The organism is Bacillota bacterium, assembly GCA_013178305.1.
GTDB lineage: Bacteria > Bacillota > Sulfobacillia > JABLXB01 > JABLXB01 > JABLXB01.
The window spans coordinates 95,293-110,447 of the sequence record JABLXB010000002.1 but is presented as its reverse complement, the minus strand read 5'-3'; the positions used below and the strand labels follow the sequence as shown (position 1 = coordinate 110,447).

The 15,155-nt window shown below is 62.1% G+C and carries 14 protein-coding genes; 8 read left to right on the top strand and 6 right to left on the bottom strand.

Annotation, left to right across the window (positions count from 1 at the left end):
• Positions 1-17 precede the first annotated feature (17 nt).
• Positions 18-1,043 carry a redox-regulated ATPase YchF gene (ychF, locus tag HPY55_05890; protein ID NPV70162.1) on the bottom strand — a complete coding sequence of 342 codons (1,026 nt, stop codon included), beginning with the start codon at positions 1,041-1,043 and terminating at the stop codon, positions 18-20.
• Positions 1,044-1,152: 109 nt separating this feature from the next.
• On the opposite strand from ychF, the gene HPY55_05885 reads away from it, so the two are divergent.
• Entirely contained in the window at positions 1,153-1,686 is a 534-nt protein-coding gene (locus HPY55_05885; protein ID NPV70161.1) for a hypothetical protein, read from the top strand.
• 171 nt (positions 1,687-1,857) lie between these two features.
• Here the strand turns inward: HPY55_05885 and HPY55_05880 are convergent, their stop codons facing one another.
• Positions 1,858-3,483 carry an alkaline phosphatase gene (locus HPY55_05880; GenBank protein ID NPV70160.1) on the bottom strand — a complete coding sequence of 542 codons (1,626 nt, stop codon included), beginning with the start codon at positions 3,481-3,483 and terminating at the stop codon, positions 1,858-1,860.
• Positions 3,484-3,699: 216 nt separating this feature from the next.
• On the opposite strand from HPY55_05880, the gene HPY55_05875 reads away from it, so the two are divergent.
• The 3 genes from HPY55_05875 to HPY55_05865 all read left to right on the top strand — a co-directional run bounded on the left by HPY55_05875 (position 3,700) and on the right by HPY55_05865 (position 7,691).
• Entirely contained in the window at positions 3,700-4,695 is a 996-nt protein-coding gene (locus HPY55_05875) for a hypothetical protein (protein NPV70159.1), read from the top strand.
• Positions 4,696-4,869: 174 nt separating this feature from the next.
• Positions 4,870-5,448, top strand: a complete 579-nt coding sequence (locus HPY55_05870; protein NPV70158.1) for a hypothetical protein — start codon at positions 4,870-4,872, stop codon at positions 5,446-5,448.
• 236 nt (positions 5,449-5,684) lie between these two features.
• Complete coding sequence (locus tag HPY55_05865; protein ID NPV70157.1) at positions 5,685-7,691, top strand: S-layer homology domain-containing protein; 2,007 nt, start codon at positions 5,685-5,687, stop codon at positions 7,689-7,691.
• On the opposite strand, the gene HPY55_05860 is transcribed toward HPY55_05865, so the two are convergent.
• From HPY55_05860 to HPY55_05850, 3 genes are read right to left on the bottom strand one after another with little or no spacing between them, the layout of a single operon-like run.
• Entirely contained in the window at positions 7,666-8,499 is an 834-nt protein-coding gene (locus HPY55_05860) for an ABC transporter ATP-binding protein (GenBank protein ID NPV70156.1), read from the bottom strand. The genes HPY55_05865 and HPY55_05860 overlap by 26 nt on opposite strands.
• Positions 8,496-9,260, bottom strand: a complete 765-nt coding sequence (locus tag HPY55_05855; protein NPV70155.1) for an ABC transporter permease — start codon at positions 9,258-9,260, stop codon at positions 8,496-8,498. Before HPY55_05855 ends, HPY55_05860 begins: the two co-directional genes overlap by 4 nt.
• A 27-nt stretch (positions 9,261-9,287) precedes the next feature.
• Entirely contained in the window at positions 9,288-10,394 is a 1,107-nt protein-coding gene (locus HPY55_05850; GenBank protein NPV70154.1) for an ABC transporter substrate-binding protein, read from the bottom strand.
• Between the two features lie 250 nt (positions 10,395-10,644).
• On the opposite strand from HPY55_05850, the gene HPY55_05845 reads away from it, so the two are divergent.
• Both HPY55_05845 and HPY55_05840 read left to right on the top strand, forming a co-directional pair.
• Positions 10,645-11,325 carry a hypothetical protein gene (locus HPY55_05845; protein NPV70153.1) on the top strand — a complete coding sequence of 227 codons (681 nt, stop codon included), beginning with the start codon at positions 10,645-10,647 and terminating at the stop codon, positions 11,323-11,325.
• Positions 11,322-12,116, top strand: coding sequence for a DUF3307 domain-containing protein (locus tag HPY55_05840; GenBank protein NPV70152.1), 795 nt, complete (start codon positions 11,322-11,324; stop codon positions 12,114-12,116). The genes HPY55_05845 and HPY55_05840 overlap by 4 nt, the downstream gene beginning before the upstream one ends.
• Before the next feature lie 25 nt (positions 12,117-12,141).
• Here the strand turns inward: HPY55_05840 and HPY55_05835 are convergent, their stop codons facing one another.
• Positions 12,142-12,933 carry a carbon-nitrogen family hydrolase gene (locus HPY55_05835; protein ID NPV70151.1) on the bottom strand — a complete coding sequence of 264 codons (792 nt, stop codon included), beginning with the start codon at positions 12,931-12,933 and terminating at the stop codon, positions 12,142-12,144.
• A gap of 321 nt (positions 12,934-13,254) precedes the next feature.
• Between HPY55_05835 and HPY55_05830 the strand changes: the two genes are divergently transcribed.
• The gene (locus HPY55_05830) at positions 13,255-14,172 is read left to right on the top strand and encodes a serine hydrolase (protein NPV70150.1); all 918 of its coding nucleotides are present in this window, start codon (positions 13,255-13,257) and stop codon (positions 14,170-14,172) included.
• Positions 14,173-14,496: 324 nt separating this feature from the next.
• A complete protein-coding gene (locus tag HPY55_05825) occupies positions 14,497-15,138 on the top strand; it encodes a GNAT family N-acetyltransferase (GenBank protein NPV70149.1) in 642 nt (213 codons plus the stop codon).
• The last annotated feature ends 17 nt before the right edge of the window (positions 15,139-15,155 follow it).

Here is a 15,155-nt window from a genome sequence, read left to right as displayed (position 1 = left end):
TCCTCCCCGGACCGGATTCACACGTTGAACCTGAAGGAACAGATGTCTCCGTCCTGGATGATATAATCCCTGGATTCCAGGCGCAACCTCCCGGATTCCTTCACGGCGCGCGCCGAACCCAGCCGGACGAGGTCGTCGAAGGAGAAGATCTCGGCCCGTATGAAGCCCCGCTCGATGTCGCTGTGTATCTTCCCGGCGGCCTGACGGGCATTCGATCCCCGCCTCAACGGCCAGGCGCGGACCTCGTCCTCCCCGACGGTGAAGAACGAGACGAGACCCATACTCTCGTACACGGCCCTGGCCAGACGGTGTATTCCGGGTTCCTGGAGTCCGTACTCCGAGAGGAACGACTGCTGATCCTCCGGCGGGAGAGAGGCGATCTCATTCTCAACGAGGCAGCCGAATTCCACCATCTGCCCCCCTGACTCCCGGCAGCGGCGGGCGAGTTCGGCCTTCCCCGGGTAGCCGGCCTGTCCGAGCTGCTCTTCCGAGAGGTTGACGGCCACGACGATGGGCCTCCAGGTGGCCAGGCCGTACCCGCCGAGGAGTGTCCGGTCCTCAGGACTCAGGTTTGCGAGGGATGCCGGCAGGCCTGACTCGAGGACGCCCTGCACCTGGGCAAGCGCCGCGATTTCGTTGTCCCGGTGGGGGCCTCCTCTGGGGTTGCGCATTCGCTCGAGGGTTGATTCAACCTGCGCCAGGTCCGCGATCACCAGGTCGGACAGCAGCGAATCGAATTCGCGCACTACCTGGCCGTCGCCCGCGGCGGCAGCGAAAGCGCCCACCATCAACACGACGGCATCGGCCTTCCGGGCAAGCGATGCAGCGGCGGCGGCCGAGTAGCCGGGGTTATCCTGAAGGCACACCTGGGCGTGTGTGGTCTTCCCGGGGCTGTACATGCCCGAGAGGAAATCCACCCTGGGGTCTGGAACTCTTGCCACACCCGTGCCGTTACTTTTTCCGTTACCGGACCGCGACCGGGCGAGGAGCGCGAAGAGCGAGCTCTTTCCGGACGCGGGGAGTCCTATCAACGGTATGTTCAAATCGTATTACCTCCCTGGACAACAACGACATTCTACATCCAGGTCACCGGGAGGTCAACGCGAGGCGGGCGACCGCGCCCACACGACCGTCACAGGAGGTTGAGCCGCAGTGGACGTCTTCGAGGCAATTGCGAAACGCAGGAGCATCAGGAACTTCACGGGGGAGCCGGTACCCGACGCCGATCTTTTGAGGATGGTTGAATGCGCCAGGCTCGCGCCGGCGGCGACCAATGCCCAGAAGTGGCATTTCGTGATCACCACGGATAGAGGCATCGTATCGCAGATCCTCTCACTCCTCCCCAGGGCGAGGAAGGAATACCCCACCAACGAACAGGGTTACTTCGATGGGGCGAGCGCCATAATCACCGTGCTGATGCCGAAGAACTGGCTTTATGCCGCGAAAGACGCGGGGGCCGCGATACAGACGATACTCCTGGCTGCGACCGCAATGGGTCACGGCGCCTGCTGGGTCGACGGACAGCTGCAGAGCCGCCTGGAGGATCTCGTGAAGTTGGTCGGCGTTCCCGGGGATATGCAGATCATGGCCATGGTCATGGTGGGCAAAGCCCTCCGTTGGCCCGAACCGCCGCCCAAGAAGGCGGTGGAAGAGGTCACTTTCTGGCAGGTATACGGCCACCGGTGAGGGCGGCCGGATGGTTGCCAGCCGGGTCCGCAATGTGAGACTGCGGGAGTGACTGCCTCCGTGCGACATGATGGAGCCCGGGCATTGCCCGGGCTCCTGTGCCACCGGTCGCGCTGTTGGCGCACCGGGCGCGTGGCGCTGCTACTCGTGACGCCGCTGCCAATGCCGCTGCTACTTCGCCACGGCGGCGAAGAGGTCCAGGGCTTCCCGGGGTACGAACGTCGTGCCCCTGCTGAACACGGTCAGACCCTTCATGTACCGTATTCCTCCGTTGATCGTTATGACATTCTTGCTGACGGGGAGCTCGGCCTTCACGTTACCCTTCTCCACCACCAGTACAGGGTTAGCGGCGTCGATATTGTTCCAGTCCACCTTCGCGCCGAGTGCCTCGAACGCGGGGCGGGCCTTCACGAACATCTTCGAGTTAAGGTCGTTGAGCGAGAACCCCATCGCCTCCGCGACCTTCGCAGCTATTTCCGCGTTTTCAACGAGCCCGGTTATCTTCGACGGTCCATATGAGTACAGGAAAACGTCCTCTCCGCTGTGGCCGGTCGTGGTCCACCCGACGTTGCAGCGACCGCTGATGATGGGCCCGACCGCGTAGTTCATGCTGCCGGGTTTCGCCGTCCTGATGGCCTCGATCTCCTCGGGCTTCAGGTCGGTAATGCCGTAGTACTGCGCAACCGCCTCAATGATGTTGCTCCTGTCGGCGCTGAGCCTCGCCTCGAGACCCTGGCCCGAGATCTTGGCCTTCTTCAGGAGGTCGAGGACTGCCGAATAGGGGAGCCTGTCGTAGTTGTGATCACTCTGCTTCGAGCCTATGCTCATGCCGCCGTTGCCGTGGTCGGTGAAGGCCACGACCAGCGTCTGGCCGTCTTTCTTCGCGAAGTCCAGCGCGACCATGACGGCCGCGTCAAACGCCAGCACGTCACCGATCACTCCCACCGGGTCGTTGGCGTGCGACGCCCAGTCTACCTCGCTGCCCTCGACGAAGAGGAAGAACCCGTCGGGATCTTTGGAGAGAACCTCGATTGCCTTCTGCGTCATCTGCGCCAGGCTGGGCTCCTTCGCGGGATCCCTGTCCATGTCATATGCCATGGCGTCGCCGGCGAACATGCCCCAGATCCTGGACGCCGAGGAGTTCATCAATGCGCCGGTGTTCTCAACGATATCGTAGCCCATGCTGCGGAGTACCTGGACCAAATCCTCGTTGTCGGTGCGGGCGCCGCCCGCGCTTTTCGGCAGGAGGTACTTCTTGCCGCCGCCGAGCACGACGTCCATTCCCTGGTAAACCTGCTGTTCCGCGATGTCGTTGTAGTCGTTCCGGTTGAAGTTGTGGGACGAAAACGCCGCCGGGGTCGCGTGCTGGATGTTGGACGTGGCCACGATGCCCGTCGCCTTGCCTGCGAGCTTCGCGCCCTCGAGTACGGTCGCAACAGGCTTGAATGGGTCACCCTGCTGCGCCAGGCCCGGGATGGTGACCTTCTCTGGCAGGACGGAGACAAACTTGGAGTTGGACTTGTAGCCGGTGGCGAACGCTGTGGCCGCAGGGGCCGAGTCCGTGATCAGCGATTCGGCCGCATAGGTCTTGACGCCGCCTGTGAGGACCTCATCGAGCGCCAGGGGGCTTCCCTTGTACCACCGCGCGAGCGTCGTGTGGGTGGACCCGCACCCGTCCGGGACGAGCACGATTACGTTCTTGACGGCGCCGGCTGCGGCCAGGCTGAAGCCGCTGGACAGGGTTACGAGGATGCACACGCTGAGCGCGAGACAGATAGCCCTGCCTTGCCTGTTCATCGAATTTCCTCCATTTCGTTAATATTGTGGAAGTCCTGGTACGATTGTACCAGCTTCATTCTATTGGAGGCGAGCTGAGGTCATGTTGAGTGTCCTTAAAATAATGGTTAACCCTGCGCTTAACTCTGGAGGCCGTTGCGTTGTTGACAGACCCCGGTGCCGCCTCCTAAGATTGAGTTGTTTATTGCGTGACCCGTACGCGAGGGGGAAAGCGAAATGGATTCCACCGGACCGATCGTGATTATCGAGGTCCCGTATCATCTAGGTCGCAAGAGCGTAGGCGTAGGTGCCGGTCCCGCGCGGTTCATCGAAGCGGGCGTAGAGGGCGTCGTGGCGGGGGCCGTCGTGGAGAGCGGCCGGGAGGCGCGCCTCCGGCGCTGGGATTCGGACGTGACGTTCAGGCACGAGATCGGGACTGCCATGGAAGTTGTCACTATGCTTTCCGCAATTGTGAGAGATACCGTCGCCTCGGGAGGGTTCCCGCTGGTACTCGCCGGCAACTGCAACTCGTGTCTCGGGGTCCTTGCCGGGGCAGGTAACGGGGACACCGGGATCGTCTGGTTCGACGCGCACGCCGACTTCAACACACCCGACACCACCCTGTCGGGATACTTTGACGGGATGCCCCTGTCGGCCGCCACGGGCCTGAGCTGGAGGTCCCTGGTACGGAGGGTGCCCGGGTTTCGCCCGGTCTCCGCGCAGGATGTCGTGCTTGCAGGGGTACGGGAAATCGACAAAGGCGAGGAGCGGTTCCTGGTTGGTTCGGGGGTCACCGTAGTGAGCGCGGAACAGATCGCCCGCGACGGAATAGCCGATGCGCTGGTGCCAACCCTGGACGGTCTCTCGACCCGCGTCCGCAACGTGTACCTGCACATCGACATCGACGTCACGGGCGCAGGCAAGGCAGCCGCCAACGAGTTCACCAGGGCGGGTTGGGGGCTCCCGGCCGAGACCGTGGCGGAGGCGTGCCGTCACGTCGCCTCGAGGTTCAGGTTGGTGGGCGCGGCGCTAACCGGATACAACCCCGATTTCGACGAGACCGGGGATACGCTGGCGGCAGGCCTTCATATCGCCGGCGCCGTGGCGGGGGCCGCCGCCCTGGTCTCGCCCCAGGAACGTGCCGCGCCCGGCGTCCTCCCTGGCGAAGCAGCGAGGGGCCGATCGGTCGAACAGCCGGACGATGGAGTGGCAGACCACCCGGAAGCCCGGTGAAGGGATTCGCGCCGCGCGCGTTGCTGTGCGTTGAGGGACCGTTCTCCCAGCGTTCTGGCACAAATTACAGGCTGAAAAGCGGCGATCGCTCGTGTTACAATAGCGGGGCTGTATCAAAACAGCCAATACGCAGGGAAAGGAGCGATCGTCTTGACAGGAAAGACTACCAGAACCATGGCGCGCCTCGTCATCACGGCCGTCCTTACGATAGCCCTTCTGTCCGTAGCGTCCACCGCGCACGCCGCGGGATACTCGTACGGGTACTACGGGTATTACCCATACTACTACGGATACGGCTACAAGCCGATTCCGGCGCAGCCCGCGCCCAAGCCGTCGCCCGCTCCGTCTACCGGAGTCGGGTCGATGCAGATGAGCGGCTGGGAGTGGGAGATAGTCAATCTCGTCAACACCGAGCGCGCGAAGGCGGGGCTGAGGCCTCTCCAGGCGAGCGCGGAACTCTCCAGGGTCGCGCGGTTCAAGGCGGCCGACATGAGGGACAAGAACTACTTCTCGCACCAGTCCCCCACGTACGGCTCGCCGTTCCAGATGATAAAGAACTTCGGCATCTCATACAGGACCGCCGGTGAGAACATCGCCGCGGGCCAGAAGACGCCGCAGGAAGTCATGAACGCGTGGATGAACAGCGCGGGTCACAAGGCAAACATCCTGAACCCCAACTTCACGACGATAGGCGTGGGCCACGTGACAGGAGGGACATACGGCCACTACTGGACCCAGTATTTCATCGGCTGAGTCCAGGGATTGGGGCCATGAAACGAAGCCCGAGGACAGGCGGTGTTTTCGACCGCCTGTCCTCGACGTTTTTCGGAACAATTCGCCACGGGCAACGTCCCTATCACTGTCAGAGGCTGGATGTAGCGCCAGGCGATAGCCGGGGAAGAGGAGAATGTTCTGGCCGGGCGAAGAATGTCGGCGTGGGCGCGTTTCGCAGAACGCCGAGTTCAAGCGTTTCGACAGGAGGGTTGTCCGTGAGAACTCGTATTCTCGCAGCCGTGGCGCTGGTAGGCGTGCTGGCCGCCGGCGCGCTCGTACCCTCCGGCCGGGCGGGGGCTTCGAGGGACGTGTGGGGGCCGGGATGGCTCAAGAAGATGTTCCTGGACGAGGACGAAGCCCCGTGGGCGGTCGGTTACATGGCCAAGATGAAGGCGAAGGGTCTCATATCGGGGTACTCCGACGGCCGGTACAAACCGAACGCCTCGGTATCCCGCGTCGACCTCATCGCGGCTGCCGTGAAGCTCATCGACGCGGATGACGAGGCTGAGTCCCGGTCGGGCAGCTCGTTGCCGTTCGCCGACGAGGCGTTCATCAGGTCGAGCTACTCGTGGGCGGCCGGGTACCTGTCGGCGGCGCTGAACCACGGTATCCTCCGATCCTCATCCGACAGGTTCCAGCCCGACAAGCTGGCGACGAGGTTGTGGACCGCTGAGGTATTCACGCGAGCGATGGGCCTGGAGTCAGCGGCGCTGGCGAAGATGTCGGCTACGCTCGGCTACCGCGACGAGTACCTGATACCCGCGAACAAGGTCGGCTATGTCGCGGTGATGCGGGACAAGGGCATCATGACCGGGTCGGACAACAATTTCAGGCCGAACTACTCCGTGACCAGGGGTGAACTGGCCGTGATTCTCGACAGGTGCGACGAGTGGATGGCGCCAAGGGCGTCGTCCGAACTGAGGGGCGTCATATCCTCGGTCGACACCGACAAGCAGAAGATGTCCATCAGGCTCTACGACCGCGAGTGGTGGTCCGGGAACCGGAAGGACGCCGACGAGGACGAGGTGTTCAGTGGCAGTACCACGCTTAACGTGTCGCCTCTCGCGCTGATCCTCGTTGACGACAAATATGCTGCACTCGGTAATTTGCGCTCGGGATACAGGGTCGTGGTACTGAAATCGGGCGACGACGAGGCCAGCGTCATTGACGCGAGTACGGGCGACATCGCCGGCTGGCCCGGCTCGACGGAAATCGATGACTATACTGAAGAGAATGACGACCGCGAGGACGTAGACGAGGACGAAGATGAAGATGTTGGTGAAGATGTTGATGATGACTCCAATGCCTCTCAACTGGTCGCAGGCACGGTGAAATCGATCCAGCTCAAGAATTACCGCGAGATCACCATGCGCGACAATGACGGACGGACCCGCACGTACAGGATCGCCGACGATTGCAGGGTGCGACTCACCTCGGGCAGGGAATCGTGGGTTGAGGACATTCGCGCTGGTGACAGGGTAACCCTCGAGATCGTTTCGGGGGAGGTAGTCAAGGTCACGTTCGGCATCCTGGCAGAAGCTATCTCGGAGGATGAGGTCATCACGGGGACGATCCTGTCGGTCCGGTCGGACAGGTACAGCCTGATAGTTGAGACCGGTGACGGCTCAACGAAAGCGATCATCGTCAGCGAGAACGCCAGCATCAAACGTAATGGCGAATCCGTGAGCCTCAATTCCCTGCGGGAAGACGACGAGGTCGAGATAGGGATGCAGGATTGGGAGGCCGTCCGGATAGAGGCCGGCAGCGTGTCATCGAGCGACTACACCGGCGAGGTCACCCGCCTCAGCCTCGACACCTCGACGCGCAAGATCACGATCAAGACTTCGAATGGATCCAGCAAGACTCTCGAACTATACACAACCGTAAGCGTCGAGTTTGAAGGGCTGCCCCTCGAGATCGAGGACGTCGTTGTGGGTGACCAGGTTTCGCTGAGAGTCTCGAGTTCGAAGGTTCGCAAGGTGACCATCAAACAGAGAACGACGTCCGACGTCCTCGGTCAGGTGGCCTCGGTTGTCCTCGACGACGGCTACTACAGGCTCCGTCTCAAGACATCAGCAGGGACGACGACGTACTCCATGATACCCAACGTTATCATAAAGGAAGGGTCGAAGTCACTGACACCGCGTGATCTCAAGCAGGGCGCCAGTGTGGTGGTTCGCCTCGCCGGGGACGTCGTCACGAAGGTGACGGTTCTAGACTAGTGCTGGAACGGGCCGCTCCAGCAGGGGGCGGCCCCGCTGCTCCATCGCCGCGCGTGACCTCCTCTTTCAGCAGCCCCCACACGTACGCGAACAGCTCGGCGAACCTCCGGCTACCCCTCAGCGCTGCGAGCTCGCGCGGGCGCGGCAGGTCCACGTCGAGGTCGGCCTTTATCTTCCCCGGCTGGGCGGTCATCACCACCAGCCGGTCTCCCAGGGAGATCGCCTCATCCACGCTGTGGGTCACGAACACCACGGTCTTGCTGGTTCCCTCCCATATCCGGAGTAGTTCTTCCTGCAGGAGCAGGCGGTTCTGCTCGTCCAGCAGCCCGAATGGTTCGTCCATGAGGAGTATCTCAGGGTCGGTGACGAACGCGCGGGCCACGCTCACCCGCTGCTTCATGCCACCCGAGAGCTGGTGCGGGTAAGCGCCGGCGAACCGTGAGAGCCCCATCCTCGCTATGAATTCACGTGCGGCCCGCTCCCTCTGGGCCTTCGGGACGCCGCGTGTCATCAGACCGTATGCGACGTTGTCCAGCACGGTCATCCACGGGAAGACCGACTGTTCCTGGAACACCATCGTGTTGGCCGTCCGGCCGTTGCCCCCGGCGAATACACGCACAGTTCCCGAGGACTGGTGTTCCAGGCCCGCGAGGATCCTGAGAAGGGTGCTCTTGCCGCACCCCGACGGCCCCACCACGCACAGGAACTGGCCCGGCGGCACCGCAAGGGAGATGCCGTCGAGGGCCAGGACCCTCCTGGCGCCGGCCCTCGACTCGAACACCTTGGTCACGCGGTCGACGAGGATCATGCTTTCCACGGGATGACCAACCTTTCAAGCCGGTCCAGGCAGGCGGACGTGACGTATCCAATGCCGGACACGGTGATCAGCCCCGCGAACATCCGCTCTATGTCGAACATGTCCCACGACTCCCAGATCATGAAGCCCACCCCGGATCGCGCGCCCACGAACTCGGCCGCGACTATCAGGAGGAGAGCGGTGCCCATTCCCAGTTTGAACCCGGTGAACACCATCGGCAGGGCGCCCGGGAGCGCGACCGTGAAGTAAAAGTCCTTCCTGCCGGCCCCGTGATTCCGCGCCACGTCGAGGTAGATGCGGTCGATGTTCACCACGCCCGCCATGCTGTTGAACATCACGAGGAAGAACACGCCGATGGCGATGATCACGATCTTTGAGGCTTCGCCGATGCCGAATATGAGCAGGATGAGTGGTAGTATGGCGAGTTTCGGAATAGGGAAGACGGCCGCCATGGATGGCTCGAGGAACGCCCTGACCACGGGGAACAGGCCCATTGTCAACCCGACCGCGACGCCGGGCACTGCGCCGAGGAGGAACCCCGCAGCGATCCGCCAGAGGCTGACCGCGCAATTGAGCACCAGCTCGCCCGACGCCAGGAGTTCGCCGAACGAGGCCGCTATCCTGGACGGCGCGGAGAAGAAGCGCTGGTCGAGGAGGCCCGCCCTCGACGCGGCCTCCCAAGCGGCCAGGAGAAGGAGGGGGGAGAATCTCGAGAGTACCGGATACACCGGACTGCCCCGCTGCCTCAACATTACCCCCTCCTCACGCCTGCGCCCGGTTCACTCGTATTTGCCCATGGCCTTGAGCGCGAACTCGACGTACTGGTGGTCGACCACGTCGGCGGCCTTGATCTCACCCTTGAGCAGCCCGCGGTCCTTGTACCAGGCGAGGTCGGCGTCGATCCCCGAGACCTTCACGTAGCCGTTGGGATTCAACCCGGCGGGGTTCATCTTGCGATAGAGCGCGGGGTCCTTCGTGAGCGACACCCTGCACAACGTGTCTATCATTGCGTCAACGCCCTTGTTCTTGATGAAGGCGTCGTTATAGTCGCGGAGAGCCTTCAGGTACGCCATCATGAACCGCTTCGCCACCTCCGGCTTCGACGTCATGCTGGGGCCGTATATCACGATGGCGATCTGCGCGTCGGGCTCGTACTCCGAGGGGTCTTTCCACCGGACGCAGATGTCCTTCTCCACGCCGTTCACTATGAACGGCTCGATGAGCATTGCGCCGTCTATGGACTTGTTGGCCATGGCGGCAAGCATGTCGGGGAAAGCCTTTATGACGACCAGATCGATGTCGTTGCCCTTCGTGCTCATGCCGCCCTTCTTCAGCACCCTGTCGAGGCAGATCTCGTCCAGGGACCCCGTGCCGACGACAGCCAGCTTCCTGCCATTGAGGTCCTTGTAGTCCTTGATCTTGTCCTGCAGGTCTTTTCTGACCACGAGGTGGTAATAGGGGCGTTTCGGGATGTTAGTTCCCTTGTCGGCGACGATCTTGATCGGCAGCCCTCGAAGGATCGCGTTGAACAGGGCGGCGTCCGTAACGGCGAGGCCGACGTCGAGGTGACCCGCGGCCATGGGGTTGATGATCTCCTGCCCGGAGTTGAAGTTGAGGATCTCGACGTCCAGGCCCATGTCCTGGAAGTATCCGCGGTCCTTGGCGATGAGCACACCGCCGTCCGACGGGACGCCCTTGAGGCCGGCTCTCACTTTCACGGCGGGCGATAGCGGTTCCACGCCGCCCCACCATTTGGGCCTCTGCGGCTGTGGCTGCGCCGGTTGAGCAGGTTTGGGCGCTTCCCTGGGCGGCTCGGGCGCCCGGACGCACCCCGGCAGGACCAGTGACACCGCGAGGATGACCAGCAGCAGGGCGGTGGCGAACAGCGGACGGAGACCGTGGGTTGACGCCGCACGGCCCCGCGCCCGGCCGCCTGGTTGACGGTTCACAAACATGACTGTTAAGCCTCCTCATCCCCCTTGTTGCAGTGACACAATATGTGGGGACAGCGCGGAAGGTCAGAGGAAAGGGCATCCAGCGGAAAGGGAATACGGCGGCTACCGCAGAATCCCCAATTAGCCCATCCAAGGGTGAACTTGACGGTTTCGCCCGTAGGAGGGCAAAAGGGAGACTGCCATGCGGAGAGTCACTGTCATCACCGCAGACGTAATAGGGTCGCGGAACCTCACAGGGCAGATGGATACGTGGAAGCGGAAGGTGTCTGGCATGAGAAGCTCAAGTCTTCTCACGCCTTTCGAGCTTTCTCGAGGGGACGAGATCCAGGCTGTGACAGAGGGATGGCTACAGAATCCTGGCCTTGTCAGGCGGTTAAGGTATGTTCTGAGACCAGCCAAGATACGTGTAGGGCTCGGTATCGGGCTGCTAGACGACGTTCCATCTGCCTCGAGCCCTTGGGACCTCAGCGGCCCGCCGTTCATCTTGGCGAGGGAGGCCCTGGAGACTTGCCTGAATTCCCGCGGTTCGGGCACGGCTGTCAAGTCGGGCAACGAGACGTTTGATCTAATAGCCAGTGCGATGTGGTCCCTTGTTGACGCCATACAGGGAAGATGGACCGACGGCCAATGGGAAGCCGTACAAGCCTACGATACTGAGGGCACATACAAGAAGGCCGCCGAACTCCTGGGCGTCGGTCTGACAAGCATAGCGAAACGATGTAGAGCGGCCAGATGGGAGACGATCAAGCAGGCGGAAGTCGCGCTCAGGGCCCTCGGCGAGCAGCTTGCGTGCGTTTGCCCTCCTATGGGCGAAAACGACCATTTCGCCCTGTGGAGGGTGAAATGTGAGGTGCCCAAATGACGTTGGCATTGCTGGGATACCTTGCTCACAGCGTAGCCGACTTCGTGTTGCAGTCTGACGAGATAGCCCGTGGCAAAGATGGCCGCAGTCAGTACGCTTACATCAGGCACGGGATTCACGTCCTGGTGTGTACGTTCGTCGCCACTCACGCCTACGCGCTGCCTGGCTTGATATACTCATTAATTGTGGCGGCGTTACACGTGACTGTTGACTTTCTCGTACGCGTGGGCCTGACGGCACGGCACGTTGGGGTGGGTGGTGTTGTTGTATCACTCGCCTGTGACCAGGCACTACACATTGCGACGATAACGATACCCGCAAACCTCCTTGACCCGCCTGTCAACCCGGGGATCGTGAGCGCCTATCAAAAGATCTGGTCTATGGCCGTCCCCCGAGGCGTTCAGGTCTTCCTCTCACACAAGGCTGACACCGTCCTGTTAATGGCGACTGCTTACGTATTGGCGGTGTTCGGAGGGGCCATTCTCGTGCGGAAGGTGCTGGATGCATCCGGTGTACTGAACAAGCCCTTGACGGATAGCGCGGGGGATGTCACAGTCCGGTCGGGTGCCTACATCGGGGTGCTGGAACGGGCAATCCTACTGACTCTGGTACTGGCCAATTCAATATCCTCAATAGGGTTTGTGATTGCTGCCAAGTCCCTCTCCAGGCTCAGGGAGATGGAGAAGCAGAACTTCGCGGAGTACTACCTCATAGGTACCCTCACGAGCGCCCTCATCGCGCTTGGCACTGGAATAGCGGTCAAAGCGCTGATCGGCTCGCTCGCACGCTAACCCCTGGCGTGAGGACGCACCCAACCTATACTGAATACAGGTCGGGGCGGCGGTGCTTGAACACCGGAAGCCGCGAGCGTACCGAGTCCTGGTAGTCGAAATCCAGCGCAGCCCCCACGAACGTCTCGTGATCGGACGCCTGCGCCACCACGATGCCCCAGGGATCCGCAACCATGCTTCGGCCGAAGAAGACATGCTTGCCGTACCTTCCCAGCTGGTTGGCCGCTACGACGTAGATCTGGTTTTGCAGCGCCGCCGAGCGTATCAGGGTGTCCCAGTGATCGTGGCGGGGGGACATGAACGCCGAAGGCACGAACAGCACCCTGATTCCCTTCAGCGTGAGCGTCCTTATGATCTCGGGGAATCGCAGCTCGTAGCAGACGATGACTCCGGCCTTGACCTCGCCGATGTCGAAGGTGATCAGCCCTTCCCCCGGCTCGGTCGTCTCCGATTCGGCATAGTCGAGGGCGTCGAACAGGTGGGTCTTGCAGTAGCCTGCGACGTTTGAACCGTGCGGATCGAACACCATGCAGTAGTTCCTGGTCTTTCCCCCCGCGACCCGTTGCGGCACGGTTCCACCCACGATCCACACGCCGTTCTCGGAGGCAGCCTTCGACAGGCCGGCCGCGAGTTCGGCCGCAGCGTCATTGTCCGCAAGGTCCTCAGGCATCACGTAGAAGAGTTCGGGGAGGACGACCGCATCCACGCGCCGGTAATGCTGGAGCGCGCGCCGCAGAAGTGAGAGGGCTCGCGCCAGGTTGTCGCGCCTGTCGGGGCCGCAACCGACCTGTATGGCGATCACGTTGAGAGACTCCATTCCTACCATCTCCTTGCGCGCCCTTTGCATGCACCCGCGATCTTCATCATTGCCACCCGCCACGCAACGATGCCCCGGCGCCGGATACCGATCCGGCTATTCGAGGACTTGGGCGCGGCCACCTTCCGTGGGGAATACGGGTAGGAAAACGCTGTGTGGACATTGAAACAAGTATCGGGAGGTGCAAGCGCCGCGACCATGGACTCCGGCACAAGATACCACCTGACCTATACCGAACTCAACCGCGGCCGGAGTGCGGGCCGCCGTGGCTCACCGGGTGGCCGGCGTGAACTGCGCCATCAAGGCAGGCGGGGTCAACAAGTGACGAGAGAGGCATCCCGCCACGCCAGGCTCGCGATTTGTCTTGGGGCCATCGCGGTGCTGCTGGTGGTGTTCGTAAAGGTGTACGGACACACGCCTGCGGCCGCGCCGCGGGAGCCGCAGCCTGCGCTCCCGGAGATCGATACCGCGCGCCTCAAGTCGGAGATCCTGGACGCCATCGGCTCTGCAAAGGGGACGTACGGAGTGTACTTCAAGCTGCTGGGGACCAGTCAGGTCGTGGATATCCGCTCCTCGGAGGCGTTCTTCGCCGCGAGCTGCTACAAGATGCCGCTCGTGCTGATGCTCTACGAGATGGCCGCCTCCGGCGAGATAGACCTCGAAGAGAAGGTAGAGTACACCCGCGAAGACCGCGAGCTCGGGACGGGGATAATCGTGGGATACAGGTACGGTTCTCAATTCAGCCTGCGGAAGCTGGCCGAACTGGCCGTTGTGAAAAGCGACAACGTGGCCGGCAACATGCTTGTCCGTCGCCTTGGGAAGGACAGGTTCCTCGAATACCAGACGCGATCCGGGGCGGCCGTGCTCCCCGTCGAATCCAATGTGTCCAGCCCCGCCGACCTCGGGCTGTTTGCGGAACGACTCTGGCGCTTCTCGCAGGACGGGGGAGAACTCGGCGATGAACTCCTCGGGTACTTCATCGAGACGGAGCACAAGGACAGGATAGCCGCCGGCCTGCCGCCCCAGGTCAAGGTGGCCAACAAGATCGGAACGTGGCCCGGGTCCGTGAACGACGTGGGGATCGTCTGGGATGGTGAGATCAATTACGTCCTCGCCGTTATGTCTAAAGACGTCCCATCCGTGGACGCTGCCTGCGACGTCATATCCGCCTTGTCCCGGCGGGTCCACGAGTACCTCAAAGCCAACTGGGAATTGCCCGCGCCGCGGGTTTCCAATTGAATTCCAGCACGACCACCTCAGGGAACACATCTCTCGAGGGCTGCGTCATGGTTTCCAGACGAGCCATTTGTGTGGTAAAATATCATTACTAGTCCAACACGCGCGGCGCGACAGGGTCCTGCGCGCGCACGTTCAAAGGACGGTGATGCGTAGCCGACAACGGGGTTTGTTGAGAAGAGAGATCACACAACGCTTAATCCTCGGATGAGGAACGGGGAACCCAGGTTTTTGGGGTGAGTCTCGCGCCACGGCGCGAGTAGGGTTAACTCTTTCGACCCGAACCCGTCAGCTAACCTCGTAAGCGTTGAAAGAGGAGGTAGTCCTATGCTCGGCAATCTATCTGCTGAAACAACTGCCCGCTCCGTCCCAAGATCGGCCGGGCAGCCCGTAAGAGTCCGCAAGGCGACGCGCGCCGATATTCACGACATCGTGCGGGTCGCATGCAGCGTCGGAAACTCCGTCAAAGACCCGAAGCTCGGGTTCCTCATCACCAACTACGCGGCGGATCCATTGGGATTTCTCGAGGACATCGCCGCAGGGATGGCCGATACCGATTTCTTCTACGTGGCTGAGGGCAGGCGTGTGTGCGGGTTCCTCATGGCGTACGACAGAGAACGCTGGCTGCAGCATAACCCCAGCTGGCTGTCGCAGATCCACTGGCACCCCGAGTTCGACGCCGCCGATATCGAGAGGTTCGTCGTGGTCGAGAAGACCGCCGTGATGGCGGGCATGACCGGGCAGGGGATCGGCAGCCTCCTGTACGAACGCCTGCTCAACGATTTGAGATTGCACGGTGTCGAGAACATGCTCGCGGAAACGGTGATTGCACCGAGTCCGAACTTCGCTTCCCTCGAATTCCGCCGGAAACAGAACTACCAGCTGGCCGGGATCCGGTACGAGAGGATCGATGGCACGACATATACCTCGCTCGTTTACAGGAAAAAGGTGACTCGCGCGCTCAGATGACAGAAACCATCCGCCGC

Coding starts and splice junctions, on each gene's coding strand:
- HPY55_05880 (NPV70160.1), bottom strand. CDS start 3,483: ATGAACAGGCAAGGCAGGGCTATCTGTCTCGCGCTCAGCGTGTGCATC.
- HPY55_05875 (NPV70159.1), top strand. CDS start 3,700: ATGGATTCCACCGGACCGATCGTGATTATCGAGGTCCCGTATCATCTA.
- HPY55_05870 (NPV70158.1), top strand. CDS start 4,870: ATGGCGCGCCTCGTCATCACGGCCGTCCTTACGATAGCCCTTCTGTCC.
- HPY55_05860 (NPV70156.1), bottom strand. CDS start 8,499: ATGATCCTCGTCGACCGCGTGACCAAGGTGTTCGAGTCGAGGGCCGGC.
- HPY55_05855 (NPV70155.1), bottom strand. CDS start 9,260: ATGTTGAGGCAGCGGGGCAGTCCGGTGTATCCGGTACTCTCGAGATTC.
- HPY55_05845 (NPV70153.1), top strand. CDS start 10,645: ATGCGGAGAGTCACTGTCATCACCGCAGACGTAATAGGGTCGCGGAAC.
- HPY55_05840 (NPV70152.1), top strand. CDS start 11,322: ATGACGTTGGCATTGCTGGGATACCTTGCTCACAGCGTAGCCGACTTC.
- HPY55_05835 (NPV70151.1), bottom strand. CDS start 12,933: ATGGAGTCTCTCAACGTGATCGCCATACAGGTCGGTTGCGGCCCCGAC.
- HPY55_05825 (NPV70149.1), top strand. CDS start 14,497: ATGCTCGGCAATCTATCTGCTGAAACAACTGCCCGCTCCGTCCCAAGA.